Genomic DNA, 17,714 nt, shown 5'->3' with positions numbered 1-17,714 from the left:
CGTTGTCGTCCACCCCCGGCGTATCGTGCCGCAACACGTTCAAAAGTGGCGAGACATTCTGACCGTTATCCATCAGTCTGGAAGGGCGCAGCACATGGATCTTCCAGGCTTTCGGCTTCACGCGTTTAGGGGCGACTATCGTTTCGCCATGGATCGCTTTGGTGACACCGCGTTGGCGGCCGTCCCGCTGATGGATGCGGTCGCGGCGTGCGTCTTCTTCGGCGTGTGGATCATCTACAATATCTTGCTCGACGGGCGCTTCCGCCATCCCCGCAGCATCAACAGCCTGATGATCGCCGTGCGCGAAGGTTGGATGTGGCGCATGCTGGCCCGCGAACAGCGCATGATGGATGCCGCGCTGATCGGCCACTCCATCCGCACCGCGACCTTCTTCGCATCCACGACCCTGATACTGCTTGCCGGCCTGATCGGACTCCTGAGTTCCGCCGAGCGCCTGCATGCGGCGACAGCCAACATGTCCCTGCTGTTGACCTCCGGCGCCTTGGCGCTGTTCGAGATCAAGGTCCTGCTTCTGGTCGGCATTTTCGTCTATGCATTCTTCAAGTTCACCTGGGCCATCCGCCAGTTCAACTACTTCTCCGCCATCGTCGGCAGCGCGCCGGAGCCGAGCGCGCCGTTGGATCCGCATCTGGCGCGCCGCATGGCGGACATGCTCAGCCACGCCTTCTGGCAATTCAACGCCGGTGTCCGCGCCTACTATTTCGCTCTCGCTGCCCTCGGCTGGTTCATTCACCCGGCCGCCATGATGTTGGGCGCGGCTCTGGTGACCGTCGTGCTGCGCTACCGCCAGCTCTATTCCCGCACCGCCCACGACATCGCCCGTCACGTGGAGTTCCTCCAAGCCGGCCACGATCGTCAACCCCTTGACGCGAACAGGAACGCTCCTAGAACATAAGCGGTGCGCGGTCAGACGGCGCCGGGAGCCGTATCAACCGCGGAGCGGGAAAGACCCCAAGTTCAACTATGGTATTGAGTACATCCGAGTACATTTGCATACATTCTTGCGCGTGGAATCGGACACATAGTTATTGGAATCAATCACTTGACCCGGAAACGGCCGATCAGAACCGTCTAAAGCCGCCACAAACCCGGCAAAATCCGTCCGAAACGCGCACGCACTGCGGATAAACGCTTTGCTTCCGGCCGCCGCGGCCGTACACGCCGCCGATGGAGACGAGCGAGCCGAGCGAGCCGGAGCCGAACCCGCATCCACCTGGTCATCCGTCCGAACGCCCGGCGCTGGTGGTGGGGGCGGCGACGAGCGTGCAGACGTTGGTCACCATGTGCGCGCTGGTGCCGTCCGCCATCGCCCCGACGCTCGCGGCCGACCTCGGCGTCGGCGCCGGCGCCATCGGCTACCAGATCGCTGTCGTGTACGGCGGCGCCATGGCCACCTCCATGGTCGGCGGCAGCGTCGTGCGCCGGTTCGGCGCGTGCAGGGTCAGCCAGGCCGCGCTCGCCCTCTGCGGCGCCGGCACCGGCCTCGCCATCGTCCCCTGGCTGCCGGCACTGGCATTGGCCTCCGTGCTGATCGGCTTCGGCTACGGCCTCACCAACCCGGCCTCGTCGCACCTGCTCGAGCGCTTCGCCGCCAGCCGCAATCGCAACCTGATCTATTCCATCAAGCAGACCGGCGTCCCGCTGGGCGGCATCGCCGCCGGGCTGATGGCGCCGACGGTCACCGTCGGCTACGGCTGGCCGTGGGCCTTCGCGGCCTGTTCGGCGCTAAGCCTCGTCGCCCTCGCAGCGTTGCAGTTCGTGCGCCGGCGCTGGGACGGGGACCGCGACCGGACGACGGTGCTGACGCGATCGCCGTGGACCGACCTCCGCCTCGTGTGGTCCGATCCGGCGCTGCGCCGGCTCTCCATCGCCGCCTTCTTCTTCTCCGCGGTCCAACTCTGTTTGATGTCGTTCCTGGTGGCGCTGCTGGTCGAGGACCTTGATTTCGGTCTCGTGCAGGCGGGGGCGTTGCTCGGCGCCGTGCAGGCCTCGGGAGCGGTCGGCCGCGTCTTCTGGGGCTGGCTCGCGGACCGGGTCGACAACGGCCCGGCGGTGCTGCTCGGAATGAGCGGCGTCAGCGCGTTGGCGGCGCTCGCCACGACGCAACTCAGCCCGGACGTGTCCGTTGCCTGGATCGTCGGCGTGGTGGTCGTTTTCGGCTTCACCGCGATCGGCTGGAATGGCGTCTACCTGGCCGAGGTGGCGCGGGTCAGTCCGCGCGATCGCATCGGCAGCGCCACCGGCGGCTCCCTGGTGTTCACCTTTGCGGGCGTTCTCGCCGGCCCGTCGGCGTTCGCCGTCGCCTCCGGAGCGAGCGGCAATTTTACCGGCGCCTTCGCGCTGTTGGCGATCGTTGCCATAGCGGGCGGGCTGACCTTTGGTTCCGCCCGTCGCAAGAAGGGAGCCGGCGGCGGTCTCGCTTGATCCGCGGTTGTGGCGGATGCACGTTCCCGGCAAGATCGACCGCCTGAACAGGGCAGGGAGGACAGCCATGAAATTCTACGACTGCAGCACCGCGCCGAGCCCGCGCCGTGTGCGCATATTCCTGGCCGAGAAGGGCGTCGAGTTGCCGACCGTGCAGGTGGACCTGCGCAATGGCGAGCACTTGCAGCCCGAATTCCGCCGCATCAACCCATGGGCGACGGTGCCGGCGCTCGCCCTCGACGACGGCGCCACGATCACCGAGGCGGTGGCGATCTGCCGCTACATTGAGGAGACGTGGCCGGACCCGCCGCTGATGGGCCGCGACGCCAGGGACAAGGCGGTGGTGGCGATGTGGGAGCACCGGTGCGAGATCGATGGCTTCCTCCCCGCCCAGGACGCCTTCCGAAACGCGTCCAAGGGCATGAAGGGCCGGGCGCTGACCGGCGTTGACGGCGTCGAGCAGATCCCGGAACTGGCGGAGCGGGGGCGGATGCGCGTCCGGCGCTTCTTCCGTGTCCTCGACGAGCGCCTAGCCGAATCCCCGTTCGTCGCCGGCGGCCATTTCACCATCGCCGACATCACCGCGCTGGTCGCCGTCGACTTCGCCGGCTGGATAAAGCTCGGCCTCCCCGACGACCACACCCATGCCCGCCGCTGGCACCAGGAGGTCAGCGCCCGACCCTCGGCGAAGGCCTGACGACGGACTGAAGGGTCCCTCAGAACGGCGCCAGGATGTCCCACACCTGGGTGCCCCAGCGCGGCTGCTGCAGGTCGCTCAAGGTGCCGCGGCCGCCGTATGCGAGGCGCATCTCGGCGATCTTCTCGTGGGAGATGGTGTTGTCGGCCTCGATGTCCTGGGGCCGGATGATGCCTTGGACCATCAGCTCGCGCAGTTCGTAGTTCACCCGCAGCTCCTGGCGGCCCATGATCGCCAGCGAGCCGTTGGGCAGCACCTGGGTCACCACCGCGGCGACCTTGAGGTCGATCTGTTCGCTGCGGTCGATGTCGCCGTCGCCGTCGGTCTCGCTCGTCGAGCCGAAGTCGAGCAGGTTGCTCGGGTCCTCCGCCCTCTTGAACACCCCCTTCACCGGATTTTCGAAGCCGAGCAGCGCGTCGAGCTGGGTTGACTCGCTCGCTTCGCGCTGCCGGTTGGTGGCGTTGTTGAGCGACGCCTTGTCGTCGAGGCTGAGCTGGACGGTGAGGATGTCGCCCACGTCCTTGGCGCGGATGTCCTTGAAGAACGCCTTGGCGCCCGGCCGCCACAGTGAACTGGGGTTCTCCTCGGCGATCATCGGCGCCGGCATCGGCAGGCTGACCGGCCGGTACCCCGGTTGCGCCACCGGGTTGGAGACCGCGCTCATCTGCGGCTCGGCGCCGACGTCGGAGAGGCGGCTAAAGGTGTTGCAGCCGCCGGCGGCGGACGCGACGGCGCTTGCCAGCGCGATGGCGGAGACGGTGCGGAAACGGGATCGGTTCATGCCTTCAGTCCTTCAGTGCCCTCGCTTCCGGCAGTGTCGACGGCAAACCTTACCGCGATGTTGATATCGCGACCCAGGATTGTACCGAGCGGGAATATCGTGATCGCGAGCAGGGTCCGCCTCGCAAGGACGCCGGAACCCGCCTACGCGAGGCGCTTCAGGACTTCGTCCGCAATGGCGAGGGAAGCGGTGAGGCCGGGCGACTCGATGCCGTAGAGGTTGACCAGGCCCGGCACGCCGTGAACGTCGGCGCCCTGGATAACGAAGTCGTGCGGCGGCGCGCCCGGGGCCTGGATCTTGGGGCGCACGCCGGCATACGCCGGCGCCAGAGCATCGGCGTTGATGTCCGGCCAGTAGCGGCGGATGGCGCCGTAGAACGTCTCGGCGCGAGCCGGATCCACGTGGTAGTCGATGGCCTCCACCCACTCCACGTCCGGCCCGAACCGCCCCTGGCCGCCAAGGTCCATGGTGTAGTGCGTGCCGAGGCTGGCGAGGCCCGGCACCGGATAGATCAGGCGCCGGAACGGGGGGCGCCCGAGAAGGGAGAAATAGCTGCCCTTGGCGAAGTGGAGGGGAGGGATCGTGGCGTCGGCAACACCCGCGACCGCCCGTGCCAGAGGCTGCGCGCCGAGGCCGGCGGCATTGATCACGGACCGGCAGAGAAGGCTCATCGGCTCCGGCCCGCCGGCGTTGATGACGATGCCGTCGTCGCGGACCTCGCCGCCGGTGACCGGGCTCAGGAACGCGATCATCGCGCCCCGCTCTTCGGCGTCGCCCTGCAGGGCCAGCATGTAGGCGTGGGTGTCGAAGATGCCGCTCGACGGCGACAACAGGGCGGCGACACAGCGGAGGTTCGGCTCCATCGCCCGCGCCTCCCGGCCGCTCAACCGGCGCAGGTCGTCGACGCCGTTGGTCGCGGCCGTCCGCTCCAGCGCCGCCAGCGCCGGCAACTCTGCCTCCTCCGTGGCGACGATCAGCTTGCCGCACCGGTCGACGTCGATGCCGTGGGCGTCGAGGTAGGCGTAGAGGCGCTTGCGGCCGTCGACGCAGAGCCGCGCCTTGAGGCTGCCCTGCGGGTAGTACAGGCCGGCGTGGATGACTTCGGAGTTGCGGGAACTGGTGGCAGTGCCGATGGCGTCGGCCGCCTCCAGCACCACCACCTCGCGGCCGGCCGCGGCGAGGGCGCGGGCGGCGGCGAGGCCGACCACACCGGCGCCGACGACAGCGCAGTCAACTGAGTCCGGCGTCGGCATCACGTCTCGGCGGCGGCGTGGGCGTCAGGTCGAGCGGGCATGCGCTTATTGTGAAACCGTGAGCGCCCGCCCGCAAGCGGCGATCAACCCGCCGCCGGCGAGCGGCATTGAACAAGCGGTTGTCGGGGGCTAGACTCTGCAACGAAATTAGCGCTGCCGGCGAGGACTCCCGATGAGCCACGAGAGGGTGCGGACCGCGTGCCCGCACGATTGTCCCAGCACCTGCGCCCTCGATGTCGAGCGCCTCGATGACGCGACCATCGGCCGGGTGCACGGCGCCGCCGACAACCCGTACACCGCCGGCGTCGTCTGCGCCAAGGTGGCCCGCTATGCCGAGCGGGTGCACCATCCGGACCGGCTGACCCGGCCGCTGGTGCGGGTCGGCGCCAAGGGCGAGGGCCGCTTCGAGGCGATCGGCTGGGACGAGGCGCTGGACCGGGTCGCTGACGCCTTCCGCGCCGCAATCGCCACCCACGGCGCCGAGGCGGTGTGGCCCTACAACTATGCAGGCACCATGGGGCTTGTGCAGCGGGACGGCATAAAGCGGTTCCGCCACGTCATGGGCACGTCGCTGATGGCCGAGACCATCTGCGTCGCCATCGCCAAGCCCGGGTGGATCGCCGGCGCCGGCGCCTATCGCGGCCTCGACCCGCGGGAGATGGAGGCTTCCGACCTCATCGTGCTGTGGGGCGGCAACATGGCGGCGACCCAGGTCCACGTCATGACCCACGCCACGGCGGCGCGGAAGAGGAGGGGCGCCAGGCTCGTGTCCATCGACCCCTACGCGAACGCCACCGCCCGTGCCGCCGACCTGCACCTGGCGCTGAAACCGGGAACCGACGGGGCGCTGGCGTGTGCGGTCATGCACGTGCTGTTCCGCGACGGCTGCGCGGATCGCGACTACCTCGCCCGCTACACCGACTGCCCCGACCGCCTCGAGCGTCACCTGGAGACGCGAACGCCGCAGTGGGCGGCAGGGATCACCGGCCTGGATGCGAAGATGATCGAGCACTTCGCCCGGCTCTACGGCAGCACCAAGCGGAGCTTCCTCCGGCTCGGCTACGGCTTCACGCGGTCCCGCAACGGCGCCGTCAACATGCACGCCGCCTCGTGCCTGCCGGCCGTCACCGGCGCCTGGCAACATCGCGGCGGCGGCGCCCTGTTCTCCAACGGCGGCCTCTATGCGCTCGACCGCTCCCTGATCGAGGGGACGGAGGCGCGGCGCGAAGACGTCCGGGAACTGGACATGTCGCGCATCGGCCGCGTTCTGACCGGCGACCGGGAGGCTCTCTGCGGGGGGCCGCCGGTGACGGCGATGATCGTCCAGAACACCAACCCGGCGGCGGTGGCGCCGGAGTCGGCGCTTGTCCACCGGGGGCTGGCAAGGGACGACCTGTTCCTCTGCGTGCACGAGCAGTTCATGACCGAGACCGCGAAGATGGCCGATGTGGTGCTGCCGGCGACGACGTTCCTGGAGCACGACGACGTCTATGTCGGTGGCGGCCATACCTATCTGCAGGTGGCGCCTCGGGTAATCGCGCCGGTCGGCGAAAGTCGCAGCAACCACGACGTGCTGTGCGATCTGGCGCGGCGCCTCGGCCTCACCCATCGCGGCTTCACGATGACCGCGTGGGAGATCATCGACGAGACCCTGCGCACCGCCGGCCTCCCCGGCGCGGACGCGGTGGCGGCCAGCGGCGGTGTCGATTGCGCCCTTCCGTTCGAAGAGGCGCACTATCTAAACGGCTTTGCCTGGCCCGATGGGCGGTTCCGGTTCGCGCCGGACTGGGCGGCGCTCGGGCCGGGCGGATCTCGCCTGCCGCCGCTGCCGGACCATCTGGCGATCATCGAGGACACGGACGAGGACCATCCGTTCCGCCTGGTGACGGCGCCGGCCCACAACTTCCTCAACACCAGCTTCACCGAAACGCCGACGTCGCAGCGCAAGCAGGGCAAGCCGACGGCGATGCTGCATCCGGACGACTGCGCGGCGCTGGATCTCACGGCGGAGGACCGGGTGCGGCTCGGCAATCACCGCGGCTCCGTCGTGGTCGACGTTCAACCCTTCGCCGGCCTTCAGCGTGGCGTCGTCATCGTGGAAAGCGTGTGGCCGAACGCGGCGTTCGTGGAGGGGAGGGGCATCAACACCCTCACCGGCGGCGATCCCGCCCCGCCGGCCGGGGGCGCGGCGTTTCACGACACGGCGGTATGGGTGCGGCGCGTCCCCGCGCCCGTGCGCCCGAAAACGCCGGCGCCCACGCGGCTGGAAATAGGGACTTTGGAGGCTAACTATTAGACCATCAGCGGTTGTGCACGGGATGACGTGATGCCGGGTGGTCATGAATCTGGTCTGCCTTCGAAACCGCCTTCCTCGGCCGAGGTGGATGCGTTTCTGGCCAAAGTGCGGAGTGCGCCCAGCGCCAAGCCGGCGACGGGACGCGGACGGCTGATGTTCGCTCTCGATGCGACAGCGAGCCGCCAGCCCACCTGGGATCACGCCGCACGCCTGCAGGGGGAAATGTTCACCGAGACTGCTGCTTTGGGCGGGCTCGAGATCCAGCTCTGCTTCTATCGCGGCTTCGGCGAGTTCCGAGTGAGCCCGTGGCTGACCGAGGCGCAGCCGCTGGTGCGTCTGATGACGTCGGTCACCTGTCGCGCCGGCGAGACCCAGATCGGCAAGGTCTTGCACCATGCCGTCAATGAGACCCGGAACCGCAAGGTCAACGCCCTGGTGTTCGTCGGCGACGCGGTCGAAGAGGACGTGGATCGCCTGGGGCGACTGGCGGGGGAACTGGGCGTGCTCGGAGTGCCGGCGTTCATGTTCCATGAGGGCGGCATGACGGTCGCCGCGTACGCGTTCAAGGAGATCGCGCGGCTGACCAACGGCGCCTACCTGCGCTTCGACGAGGGCAGCGCCGACATGCTGCGAGAACTGCTGAGCGCTGTCGCCGTGTTCGCGGCCGGCGGGAGGCCGGCACTGGAGGATCTGGCGGGGCGCCGGGGCGGCACGGTGTTGCGGATCGCCCATCAGATGAAGGGGCGCTGACTCGGTTGGCTTACCTGCTTCTGGGACTGGCGCTGCTGGGCGGCTTTCTTCTCATCATCAAGTGGTTCGTGGAAGCCGATCCCAAGGCGCTGACCGCCGCGCTGACATGGCTCGCCATCGTCGCACTGGTGGCCGTGACGGTGTTCCTCGCCGTAACCGGGCGCCTCGGCTGGGCGATCGGCAGCGCCATGGTGCTCATGCCGATGGCGGCGCGCCTCTACCGCGCCCAGCGCACCATGAAGAACCATGCCCGCGCCGCCGGCATCGGCAGCAGCGGCCGGACCACCAACCTCGAGACCCGCTATCTCCGCATGGTGCTCGATCACGACAGCGGCGCCATGGATGGCGAGGTACGGGAGGGACCGTTCGTCGGCCGGCGGCTGAACGATCTCTCGGCCCGGCAACTGCTTCAGCTTCTGGAGGTGGTCAGCGCGTCGGACGCCGAATCGGAGCGGGTGCTTGAGGCGTATCTGGACCGCGCCCACCCGGACTGGCGAAGCGGCATGCATGCTGAGCACGACGATGGCGATTCAGGGAACGACCGGCGGGCATCGAGCGAAACCGTGACCATGAACCGCGAGGAGGCTTATGATGTGCTCGGTCTCGCGCCCGGTGCCGGAGATGCGGACATCAAGGCCGCGCACCAGCGCCTGATCGCGTCCCTGCACCCCGACAAGGGCGGCTCCAACTACCTGGCTGCCAAGATAAATCAGGCCCGGCAAGTTTTACTGGGTCGTTGAGGCGGCGGCGGGTATACTGGCGGCTTCGACCATCCCGATCCGCAACGCCATTCCGACATTGCCGCCGATCCCGTGCCACCCTCATTCTGGAGTTGCCGATCGCCGACTCCGCACGCGGTGGTTGCGTTCTGTGCGCTTCTATGGCAGAGTGCTGTCGGCAAAATGTGCGTTGCAAGATCAATGATCAAGCGCGAAGGGTAATCATGCCGAAGCCGATTCGTAAGGCGGTGTTTCCGGTGGCCGGTCTCGGGACGCGGTTTCTTCCGGCAACCAAGGCCATGCCGAAGGAGATGCTGCCGGTCGTCGACAAACCGTTGATCCAGTACGCCGTGGAAGAGGCGCAGCAGGCGGGCATCGAGGAGTTCGTATTCGTCACCGGGCGCGCCAAGAGTGCGATCGAGGATCACTTCGACCACAGCGTCGAGTTGGAGCAGATCCTCCGCGAGCGCGGCGCTGACGAGGCGCTCAAGTCGGTACTCGACTGGATGCCGCCGCCGGGCCACATCTCGTACACCCGCCAACAGGAGCCGATGGGCCTCGGTCACGCGGTGTGGTGCGCCCGCAACTTCATCGGCGACGAGCCGTTCGCGGTGCTGCTCGCCGACGACCTCATCCTCTCCGCCACCGGCTGTCTCAAGCAGATGGTCGAGGTTCATCGGGAGATGGGCGGCAATCTGGTGGCGATCGAGGAGGTGCCGAAGGATCAGGTCAAGAGCTACGGCATTCTCGACCTGGAGGAAGATTTCGGCCGTTGCGTGCGGGCGAAAGGCCTGGTCGAGAAGCCGGCGCCCGACAAGGCGCCGTCGCGGTTGGGCATCATCGGCCGTTACATCCTGGAGCCGATCGTGTTGACCGTGCTGGAGCACCAGGATCGCGGTGCCGGCAACGAGATTCAGTTAACCGACGCCATGGCGCGGACCATCGGTCTGGTGCCTTTCCATGGCGTTCGTTTCGAAGGCACCCGGTTCGACTGCGGCAACAAGCTGGGCTACCTGGAAGCGAACCTGGCGTTCGCGCTGCACCGCAGCGACATGAACAGTCAGTTGCGCGCGATGCTGCGGAAGTACCTCGACGCTGAGGTGCCCGGGAGCATTGAGTCGTCCGGCACGTCGGAAGCAGGCAAGTCGGAAGCAAAGCAGAAGGCAGAGCATCGTTCTGCCGCACCAGCCAAGGGTTGATCCATGAAAGTTGCGATGATTGGGACCGGCTATGTCGGTCTGGTTTCCGGTGCGTGTTTTTCCGAGTTCGGCGTCAACGTCACCTGCGTCGACAACGACAAGAGCAAGATCGACCGCCTGCTGCGCGGCGAGATGCCGATTTTCGAGCCGGGTCTGGACGGCTTGGTCGCCAGCAACGTCAACGCCGGCCGACTGAAGTTCACCACCGATCTGCGGCAGGCGGTTCGCGAAGCGGATGCCGTATTCATTGCGGTCGGCACGCCCAGCCGCCGCGGTGACGGCCATGCCGACCTCACGTTCGTCTACGCCGCGGCCCGCGAGATTGCGGCGGCGCTCAACGGCTACACGGTGGTGGTTACCAAGTCGACGGTGCCGGTCGGCACCGGCGACGAGATCGAGCGGATCATCCGCGAGGCCCGCCCGGACGCCGATTTCGACGTGGTCTCCAACCCGGAGTTCCTGCGCGAAGGCTCGGCCATCAACGACTTCATGCGCCCGGACCGGGTGGTGATCGGCACCGACAGCGAGCGCGCCCAGGACATCATGCGCCAGCTCTACCGGGTTCTGTACCTGATCGAGACGCCCATCCTGTTTACCTCGCGCTCGACCTCCGAACTCACAAAGTACGCCGCCAACGCGTTCCTCGCGGTCAAGATCACCTTCATCAACGAGGTCGCCGACCTGTGCGAGCGGATCGGCGCCAACGTCCACGATGTCGCCCGCGGCATCGGTCTCGACGGCCGCATCGGCCGCAAGTTCCTGCACGCCGGTCCCGGCTACGGCGGATCGTGCTTCCCCAAGGACACGCTGGCGCTGGTTCACACGGCGCAACTGGCGTCGAGCCCGATGCGCATCGTCGAGACGGTGATCGACATCAACGACCGGCGCAAGGCGCTGATGGCGGAGCGCATCGTCGCCGCCTGCGGCGGCTCGGTCAGCGGCAAGACCATCGCCGTGCTCGGGCTCACCTTCAAGCCGAACACCGACGACATGCGCGACAGCCCCAGTCTCGACATCATTCCCGCCCTGCAGAAGGCCGGTGCCGCGATCCAGGCCTTCGATCCGGAAGGCATGGCCGAGGCGAGGAAGCTGCTGGACGACGTGCAGTGGTGCGACAGCGCCTATGACGCGATGACCGACGCCGACGCGGTGGCGATCATCACCGAATGGAACGAGTTCCGGCTGCTCGACCTCGGCCGGGTAAAGAGCCTGCTCAGGTCGCCGGTGATGATCGACCTCCGCAACGTCTACGATCCCGGCGAAATGGCCAGCGCCGGCTTCGACTACACGTCGATCGGCCGTCCGCGCGTGTGCCCCCGCGAAGCACCGCCGGCCGCCGCCTTCGCCAAGGTGCCGGAGCGGGTTCCAGAGGAGCAGGTTCCCGAAGAGGCCGCCGTTTGACCATGACGATCGCGGCGTCCATGGACCTGCATCCGACGATCTTCCGCGAGTACGACATCCGCGGCATCGTCGGCGAGACGCTCACGGTCGAAGGCGTGCACCGTATCGGCCGCGCCTTCGGCTCCAGTGTCGCCGAGGCCGGCGGCGCGTCGGTGGCGGTCGGGTATGACGGCCGCCTGACGTCGCCGGAGTTGGAGCGGGTGCTGGTGGATGGGCTGATCAGCAGCGGCATGACCGTCCATCGGGTCGGTCGCGGCCCGACCCCGATGCTCTATTTCAGCGCCCGGCATCTCGGCGCCGACGCCGGCATGATGATCACCGGCTCGCACAATCCGCCCGAATACAACGGCATCAAGATGGTGCTGATGGGCCGCCCGTTCTTCGGGGAAGACATCCTCAAGCTCGGCCGGCGCGCCGAGCGGGGACCGTTCGTGCGCGGCGAGGGCCGTGCGCAACAACGCGCCGTCGAGGCGGACTATGTCCGGCGGCTGCTCGCGGATTACGAGCCGGGGCGGGAGCTCTCGGTGGCATGGGATCCCGGCAACGGCGCCGCCGGCGACGCGGTGCGGCGGATGTGCGCCGATCTGCCGGGACGCCACGTCCTTATCAACGATGAGGTGGATGGCCGCTTCCCCGCCCATCATCCGGATCCGACCGTGGTCGAGAACCTTGAGCAGTTGCAAGAGACGGTTGTCGCCAGCCGCTGCGATCTTGGCATCGCCTTCGACGGCGATGGCGACCGCATCGGCGTGGTCGACGCCGCAGGTCGCGTCCTGTGGGGGGACCAGCTCCTGTTGATCCTGGCCCGGCCGATCCTGGCGGAGATCCCGGGCGCCATCGTCATCACCGACGTCAAGGCGAGCCAAGTGTTCTTCGACGAGATCGCCCGCATGGGCGGCAAGCCGTTGATGTGCCGCACCGGCCACTCGCCCATCAAGACGATGATGGCCGAAACCGGAGCCCCGCTAGCCGGGGAGATGAGCGGCCACATGTTTTTCGCCCATCGCTACTACGGCTATGACGACGCGCTCTATGCGGCGGTGCGGCTGCTGTCCATCGTCGCCGGCTCCGACCGGAGCCTGGGCGAGATGCGGGATGCGTTGCCGCAGATGATCAACACGCCGGAGATCCGCATCGACTGTCCGGACGAGCGCAAGCGCTCGGTGATCGACGAAGTCAAGGGCCGACTGGGCGAGGCGTCGGGCGTCGACGTCAAGACCATCGACGGCGTCCGCGTCTCGTCGCCGGATGGCTGGTGGCTGCTGCGGGCGTCCAACACCCAACCGGTCCTGGTGGGCCGCTGCGAGGCGGCGACCTCGGACGCGCTCGCCCGCCAGATCGCCCAGTTGTCTGACCAGCTTCTGCAGAGCGGGATCCAACCGCCGACCATCGCCGCCGTCTGAGGATGTTGGGGAGCCCATCCGGCGCCGGGTGATCCCTGGTGCGCGAGACGGGACGACATTTGCATCCCGCCGCTCGGGATCCGGCGGCGTCCTCCAACACGGGGCGGTGCCGCTGAAATACCGGGGCTCGAAGAGCCGTGCTCAAAAAAACAGGCAAGATCAGTATTTAATCTTGCCTGCAACGACCGCCACACCTCGCGGCAGCGTCGCTCGCCGTCTGCGACGGCATCTGATTTTGTGTTCTTCGTCGTTGTAAATTTCTATCGCTTGATGCTTCTCCCAAAACCCGGGCCGGTCACTGCCGACTTTTATGTCTGAGCCGACTTTTGTGTCTGAACTGAAATCAACATAGAAGCAATGTTACAACCTGTCACTTTGTTTTTGCCATTTGTGCCGTTGGCTGGAAAAAAGCCGGCTGACCCACAGGAGTTGTCCTGCGACGGATAAGACTCGACCCTCAGCACGGAACCACTAGCAGCGTATCTGTTCATAGATGCCGAGGTAGTGCCCACCCGGCGCGGACCACGAATAGTCCATGGCCAAGCCGTTGTTCATCAATTGGCGGAAGTCCGTTGGGCTCTCGTACCAGAGCCGGATGGCGCGACCGAGCGCCGACTCGACGCCGGAGAAGTCTGCGTCGGCGAAGCAGTAGCCGTTGCGCATCTCTGGCGGCCGGTCCGAGTGGTCGCGGTCGAACACGGTGTCGGCCAAGCCGCCGACCGCGCGGACGACCGGCACGTCGCCATACCGCATGGCGATGAGCTGTGCGGTGCCGCACGGCTCGACCATGCTCGGCAGCACCACAATGTCGGCCCCGGCGTAGATAAGGTGGGCGAGCTGTTCGTTGCACCCGATCTCCAGATGACAATCCGGGCTTTCGTTGAGCTGCTGCTTGAGTTTCCAGAAGTGGTCATTGACACCGGCGTCGAGGGAGGCCCCCGACAGAACGAACTGCGCCCCGCTCTCCATCCCGTAGAACAGCGAATGCTGGATGAGATGGATACCGTTGTCCGCGTCGAGCCGGCCGACATAGGCGACGAGCGGCATGCCGTCGTTGCGTAACCATAGCCGCTCGCGCAGCGCCTGCGCGTTGGCGGACTTGGCGTCGGCATTCCACCGGGTGTAGTGCGATGGGATGCTGCGGTCAGTCTCCGGATTCCATTCGTCATAGTCGAGGCCATTCAGCACGCCGGTGAACTTCGCTGAATGAGTTGACAAGGTTGGGCCGAGGCCGTGGCCCTGGTCGGTGTGGATCACCTCCCATGCATGGCGGGGCGAGACAGTCGTCACGTGATTGGCGTAGACGACCCCGCCTTTCATCAGGTTGATGGCGGCCGGGTTGTCGTTGTCGCCCAGGCGGTCGCGATGAAAGAAGTACTCTGGCCGCCCCAGGCCGCATGCCCACAGCAGCGCCTCGCCGCACAGGCCTTGATGCTTGAAATTGTGGATGGTGTAGCAGACCCGCTGCCGGTCGAGCCCCAGGTTCTGATAGAGCTCGTACAGCAAGACCGGAACAAGCCCGGTCTGCCAGTCGTGGCAATGGATGATGTCGGGGCGCTTGCCCGACTTCAGCATGAACTCCAGGGTCGCCCGACAGAAGAAAGCGAAGCGATAGGGGTCGTCCGGATGGCCGTAGAAGCAGCCTCGATTGAAGAAATTGTCGCGGGAATGCGGCTCGATGAAAAAGCATCTGCGGCCGTGCACGAAACCGTACCACACCGAACAGGGGATGGCGCCGCCATGCCACGGGACCCACAGGTCCTCCCATGTCTTGTGGAGGGCCCAGATCTCCTCGTACCAAAGGCAGTCGTACTTCGGCAGAATGATCTCGACGGTGTGGCCTCGGAGCTCCAGTTCGCGGCTCAACCCGAACACGGCGTCGGCGGCGCTACCGACCTTCGCAACGGGCGCAAGCTCCGAGGACACCATTGCAATGAACATTGTGCGCCTTCTCCCGTCGTTGCGCAGCGGCGGTCGGTCAACTGTCCGCGACGTTGACGGGCTTTACGTCCCATATCTCCTTGGCGTACTCGGCGATGGTGCGGTCGGAGCTGAACTTGCCGGTGCGGGCAATGTTGATCAGCGCTTTCCGGCTCCATGCCTGCTGATCCCGGTAGAGCGCGTCGACCCGCGCCTGCTCGTCGATGTAGCTGGGGAGGTCGGCGAGGTGCATGTAATGATCGCCGCCCTCGAGCAGGGTGGCGACGATGGGTCGGAAGATCCCTGGCTCGTTCAGACTGAAGAAGTCATCGCGGATCAGGTCGATCGCGCGCCGGATGTCCTCATGGCTCCGATAAGCGGAAATTGAGTCATAGCTGCCGCGTTGCGCCGCGACCTGGTCGGCGGTCAGCCCAAAGATGAAGATGTTGTCGTCGCCGACCTGTTCCTTGATCTCGACGTTGGCGCCGTCCAGGGTGCCGATGGTGAGGGCGCCGTTCATGGCGAACTTCATGTTGCCGGTGCCGGAAGCTTCCGTCCCTGCGGTCGAGATCTGCTCGCTGAGTTCCGCGGCGGGGATGATTTTTTCAGCCAGCGACACGCGGTAATCGGGCAGGAACACGACCTTCAACTTGTCCTTGAGGTCCGGATCGTAGTTGACCACGCTGCCGACCGAGTTGATCAGCTTTATGATCAGCTTAGCCATGAAATAGCCCGGAGCGGCCTTGCCCGCGAAAATGAACGTCCGCGGTACGATATCCAGATCGGGGTTTTCCTTTATGCGGTTGAACAGGGTGATCGCATAGAGGCACAGCAGCAATTGCCTCTTGTACTCGTGAATGCGCTTGATCTGCACGTCGAACATGGACGCACTGGGGACGCGGATCCCCAACTCTTTCTGGATATACTCAGCCAAGGCTTTCTTGTTGGCTTGCTTGATGTCGATGATCTTCTGAATGATCTTGGGATCGTCGACAAGTTTCTCGATCCCGCGGAGTTGATCGAGGTCGGTGATCCAACCCGTGCCGATCTCCTCGCAGATCAGCTTGGAGAGGCCGGGATTGGCCTTCAGCAGCCAGCGCCGCGGCGTGACGCCGTTGGTCTTATTGTTGAAACGTTCCGGGAAGAAATCGGCGAAGTCCGGCATGGCCTGCGACTTCAGCAGCTTGGTGTGAAGCGCGGCGACGCCGTTGGTCGATTTGCTGCCCACCACGCACATGTTGGCCATGCGCACCTGCTTCTCCGGTTGCTCCTCGATCATGCTCATGCGCTCGAGACGCCCGGTATCGCCGGGATAGCGGGTAGCAACCTTGCGCAGAAAACGACTGTTCATTTCATAGATGATCTGCAGGTGTCGCGGCAGCAGGCGCCCGAACATGCTCACCGGCCACTTCTCCAGCGCTTCCGGCAACAGGGTATGATTGGTGTAGCCGGTCGAGTTGACCGTCAACTCCCAGGCGTTCTCCCACTCGAGATCTTCCTCGTCGAGCAGGATGCGCATCAGTTCAGGAATCACCACCGCCGGATGGGTGTCGTTCATCTGGATAAAGGACTTGTCGGGGAAAGAATTCCAGTCGTTGTTGTGCGCCTTGAAGCGGCGGATGAGATCTTGGATCGAACAGGAGACGAAGAAATACTGCTGACGGAGCCTGAGTTCGCGACCGGCATAGATGGCGTCGCTCGGGTACAGAACCTTGGTCAGGTTTTCGGCCATCACTTTGTCTTCGACGGCCTCAACGTAGGAGCCGCGCGAGAAGTCGTGGAAGTCGAACTCCTGCGTCGCACTGGCCGTCCACAGGCGCAAGGTGTTGACGTTGTTGGAGCCGTAACCGACGATCGGCGTGTCAAAGGGCAAGCCGTAAACCGGCCGCGCGTCGAGCCATTGCCACTTGGTGCGCTTGCCGATGCGGTAGGGTTCGGCGCGGCCTTCGAATTGCACTGCGCGGGTCTTTTCCGGGTGGGGGATCTCCCAGGGATTGCCGAGCCGCAGCCAATTGTCCGGCTCCTCGACCTGGTACCCGTTCTCGATGCGTTGCTTGAAGATCCCGTAGTCGTAGCGAATGCCGTAACCGATGGCCGGCAGCTTCAAGGTCGCCATGGAGTCGAGAAAGCAGGCGGCGAGACGGCCGAGGCCGCCGTTGCCGAGCGCCGCGTCGACCTCCACGTCGCGCAGGATGTCCCAGTCGAGGCCGAGCCGGGTCATCGCTTGGCGGCAGGTGTCCTCCATCATCAGATTAATGACGTTATTGCCCATCGCTCGGCCGATCAGGAACTCGAGGGACAGGTAGTTGATGCGCTTGACGTTCTGGTGATGGTAGGTCTGCTGCGTGCGGATCCAGCGGCCAACCAGGCGATCGCGGACGGCCAGTGCGAGAGCTTGATAACAATCGTGTGTGGTGGCCGAGTACTGATCCTTGGCCAGTGTAAAGTGCAGATGGAAGTTGTAGCTCTGCACCACGCTGTCGACATCGGTCCCGGTGTGGTAGTCCTCCGGAATCTCGTACACCGCATTGTCTTCTGCCGGTCCGGCGTTCTTCTTCGCTGGCATCGTGGAAAACCTCCCCGTTTCACGCTGAAGTCTCGATGAGACGTGCGGCCCCCACCGCAGCGTCGAGACGTTGTCGTCCCCATGGTCCGTTCGCACACGTTATGACGACGAAGCCGCCACAAGTCGATGATCATCGCGAGCGCCCGCGAATAAATCGCGTTCGGCCGGAAGGTGCGGACCAGAACCGGCGCCCAGCCGACAAACTTACCGCAGAGCCGCGTCCGCCAATGCCTCTCGCGAGGCCGAAGTGCGCGTGCGATCCTGTTTCATCTTCGAAGCCGAGC

Annotated in this window: 13 protein-coding genes; 9 read left to right on the top strand and 4 right to left on the bottom strand. The window is 65.8% G+C overall.

Going from position 1 to position 17,714, the window contains the following annotated elements:
• Positions 1 to 94 precede the first annotated feature (94 nt).
• The 3 genes from IPM60_00995 (at position 95) to IPM60_00985 (ending at position 3,142) form a co-directional block, all read left to right on the top strand.
• Positions 95 to 916, top strand: a complete 822-nt coding sequence (locus IPM60_00995) for a DUF599 domain-containing protein (protein MBK8906517.1) — start codon at positions 95 to 97, stop codon at positions 914 to 916.
• Positions 917 to 1,188: 272 nt separating this feature from the next.
• A complete protein-coding gene (locus tag IPM60_00990) occupies positions 1,189 to 2,445 on the top strand; it encodes an MFS transporter (GenBank protein ID MBK8906516.1) in 1,257 nt (418 codons plus the stop codon).
• A 67-nt stretch (positions 2,446 to 2,512) separates the two neighbouring features.
• Positions 2,513 to 3,142, top strand: coding sequence for a glutathione S-transferase (locus IPM60_00985; GenBank protein MBK8906515.1), 630 nt, complete (start codon positions 2,513 to 2,515; stop codon positions 3,140 to 3,142).
• A 19-nt stretch (positions 3,143 to 3,161) separates the two neighbouring features.
• Here IPM60_00985 and IPM60_00980 read toward each other — a convergent pair whose 3' ends face one another.
• Entirely contained in the window at positions 3,162 to 3,923 is a 762-nt protein-coding gene (locus tag IPM60_00980; protein MBK8906514.1) for a flagellar basal body L-ring protein FlgH, read from the bottom strand.
• Positions 3,924 to 4,066: 143 nt separating this feature from the next.
• Positions 4,067 to 5,176 carry an NAD(P)/FAD-dependent oxidoreductase gene (locus tag IPM60_00975; GenBank protein MBK8906513.1) on the bottom strand — a complete coding sequence of 370 codons (1,110 nt, stop codon included), beginning with the start codon at positions 5,174 to 5,176 and terminating at the stop codon, positions 4,067 to 4,069.
• Positions 5,177 to 5,348: 172 nt separating this feature from the next.
• Between IPM60_00975 and IPM60_00970 the strand changes: the two genes are divergently transcribed.
• From IPM60_00970 to IPM60_00945, 6 genes are all read left to right on the top strand, one after another.
• Entirely contained in the window at positions 5,349 to 7,472 is a 2,124-nt protein-coding gene (locus tag IPM60_00970; protein MBK8906512.1) for a molybdopterin oxidoreductase family protein, read from the top strand.
• Positions 7,473 to 7,502: 30 nt separating this feature from the next.
• Positions 7,503 to 8,222: a VWA domain-containing protein gene (locus tag IPM60_00965; GenBank protein ID MBK8906511.1), complete on the top strand. Its 720-nt coding sequence runs from the start codon at positions 7,503 to 7,505 to the stop codon at positions 8,220 to 8,222.
• Between the two features lie 5 nt (positions 8,223 to 8,227).
• Positions 8,228 to 8,962, top strand: a complete 735-nt coding sequence (locus tag IPM60_00960) for a DnaJ domain-containing protein (GenBank protein ID MBK8906510.1) — start codon at positions 8,228 to 8,230, stop codon at positions 8,960 to 8,962.
• A 203-nt stretch (positions 8,963 to 9,165) separates the two neighbouring features.
• Positions 9,166 to 10,140, top strand: coding sequence for a UTP--glucose-1-phosphate uridylyltransferase GalU (gene galU / locus IPM60_00955; GenBank protein ID MBK8906509.1), 975 nt, complete (start codon positions 9,166 to 9,168; stop codon positions 10,138 to 10,140).
• A gap of 3 nt (positions 10,141 to 10,143) precedes the next feature.
• The gene (locus IPM60_00950) at positions 10,144 to 11,541 is read left to right on the top strand and encodes a UDP-glucose/GDP-mannose dehydrogenase family protein (GenBank protein MBK8906508.1); all 1,398 of its coding nucleotides are present in this window, start codon (positions 10,144 to 10,146) and stop codon (positions 11,539 to 11,541) included.
• A gap of 2 nt (positions 11,542 to 11,543) precedes the next feature.
• Positions 11,544 to 12,944 carry a phosphomannomutase/phosphoglucomutase gene (locus tag IPM60_00945; protein MBK8906507.1) on the top strand — a complete coding sequence of 467 codons (1,401 nt, stop codon included), beginning with the start codon at positions 11,544 to 11,546 and terminating at the stop codon, positions 12,942 to 12,944.
• A 471-nt stretch (positions 12,945 to 13,415) separates the two neighbouring features.
• Here the strand turns inward: IPM60_00945 and IPM60_00940 are convergent, their stop codons facing one another.
• Positions 13,416 to 14,885 carry a glycogen synthase gene (locus IPM60_00940; protein ID MBK8906506.1) on the bottom strand — a complete coding sequence of 490 codons (1,470 nt, stop codon included), beginning with the start codon at positions 14,883 to 14,885 and terminating at the stop codon, positions 13,416 to 13,418.
• 37 nt (positions 14,886 to 14,922) lie between these two features.
• A complete protein-coding gene (locus IPM60_00935) occupies positions 14,923 to 17,430 on the bottom strand; it encodes a glycogen/starch/alpha-glucan phosphorylase (protein ID MBK8906505.1) in 2,508 nt (835 codons plus the stop codon).
• Positions 17,431 to 17,714: the final 284 nt, after the last annotated feature.

This window comes from Rhodospirillales bacterium (assembly GCA_016710335.1).
Classification (GTDB): domain Bacteria; phylum Pseudomonadota; class Alphaproteobacteria; order Rhodospirillales; family Defluviicoccaceae; genus JADJXQ01.
This window is presented reverse-complemented; position numbering and strand designations above follow the sequence as displayed.

Coding starts and splice junctions, on each gene's coding strand:
- IPM60_00995 (MBK8906517.1), top strand. CDS start 95: ATGGATCTTCCAGGCTTTCGGCTTCACGCGTTTAGGGGCGACTATCGT.
- IPM60_00990 (MBK8906516.1), top strand. CDS start 1,189: ATGGAGACGAGCGAGCCGAGCGAGCCGGAGCCGAACCCGCATCCACCT.
- IPM60_00985 (MBK8906515.1), top strand. CDS start 2,513: ATGAAATTCTACGACTGCAGCACCGCGCCGAGCCCGCGCCGTGTGCGC.
- IPM60_00980 (MBK8906514.1), bottom strand. CDS start 3,923: ATGAACCGATCCCGTTTCCGCACCGTCTCCGCCATCGCGCTGGCAAGC.
- IPM60_00975 (MBK8906513.1), bottom strand. CDS start 5,176: ATGCCGACGCCGGACTCAGTTGACTGCGCTGTCGTCGGCGCCGGTGTG.
- IPM60_00970 (MBK8906512.1), top strand. CDS start 5,349: ATGAGCCACGAGAGGGTGCGGACCGCGTGCCCGCACGATTGTCCCAGC.
- IPM60_00965 (MBK8906511.1), top strand. CDS start 7,503: ATGCCGGGTGGTCATGAATCTGGTCTGCCTTCGAAACCGCCTTCCTCG.
- galU (MBK8906509.1), top strand. CDS start 9,166: ATGCCGAAGCCGATTCGTAAGGCGGTGTTTCCGGTGGCCGGTCTCGGG.
- IPM60_00950 (MBK8906508.1), top strand. CDS start 10,144: ATGAAAGTTGCGATGATTGGGACCGGCTATGTCGGTCTGGTTTCCGGT.
- IPM60_00945 (MBK8906507.1), top strand. CDS start 11,544: ATGACGATCGCGGCGTCCATGGACCTGCATCCGACGATCTTCCGCGAG.
- IPM60_00940 (MBK8906506.1), bottom strand. CDS start 14,885: ATGTTCATTGCAATGGTGTCCTCGGAGCTTGCGCCCGTTGCGAAGGTC.
- IPM60_00935 (MBK8906505.1), bottom strand. CDS start 17,430: ATGCCAGCGAAGAAGAACGCCGGACCGGCAGAAGACAATGCGGTGTAC.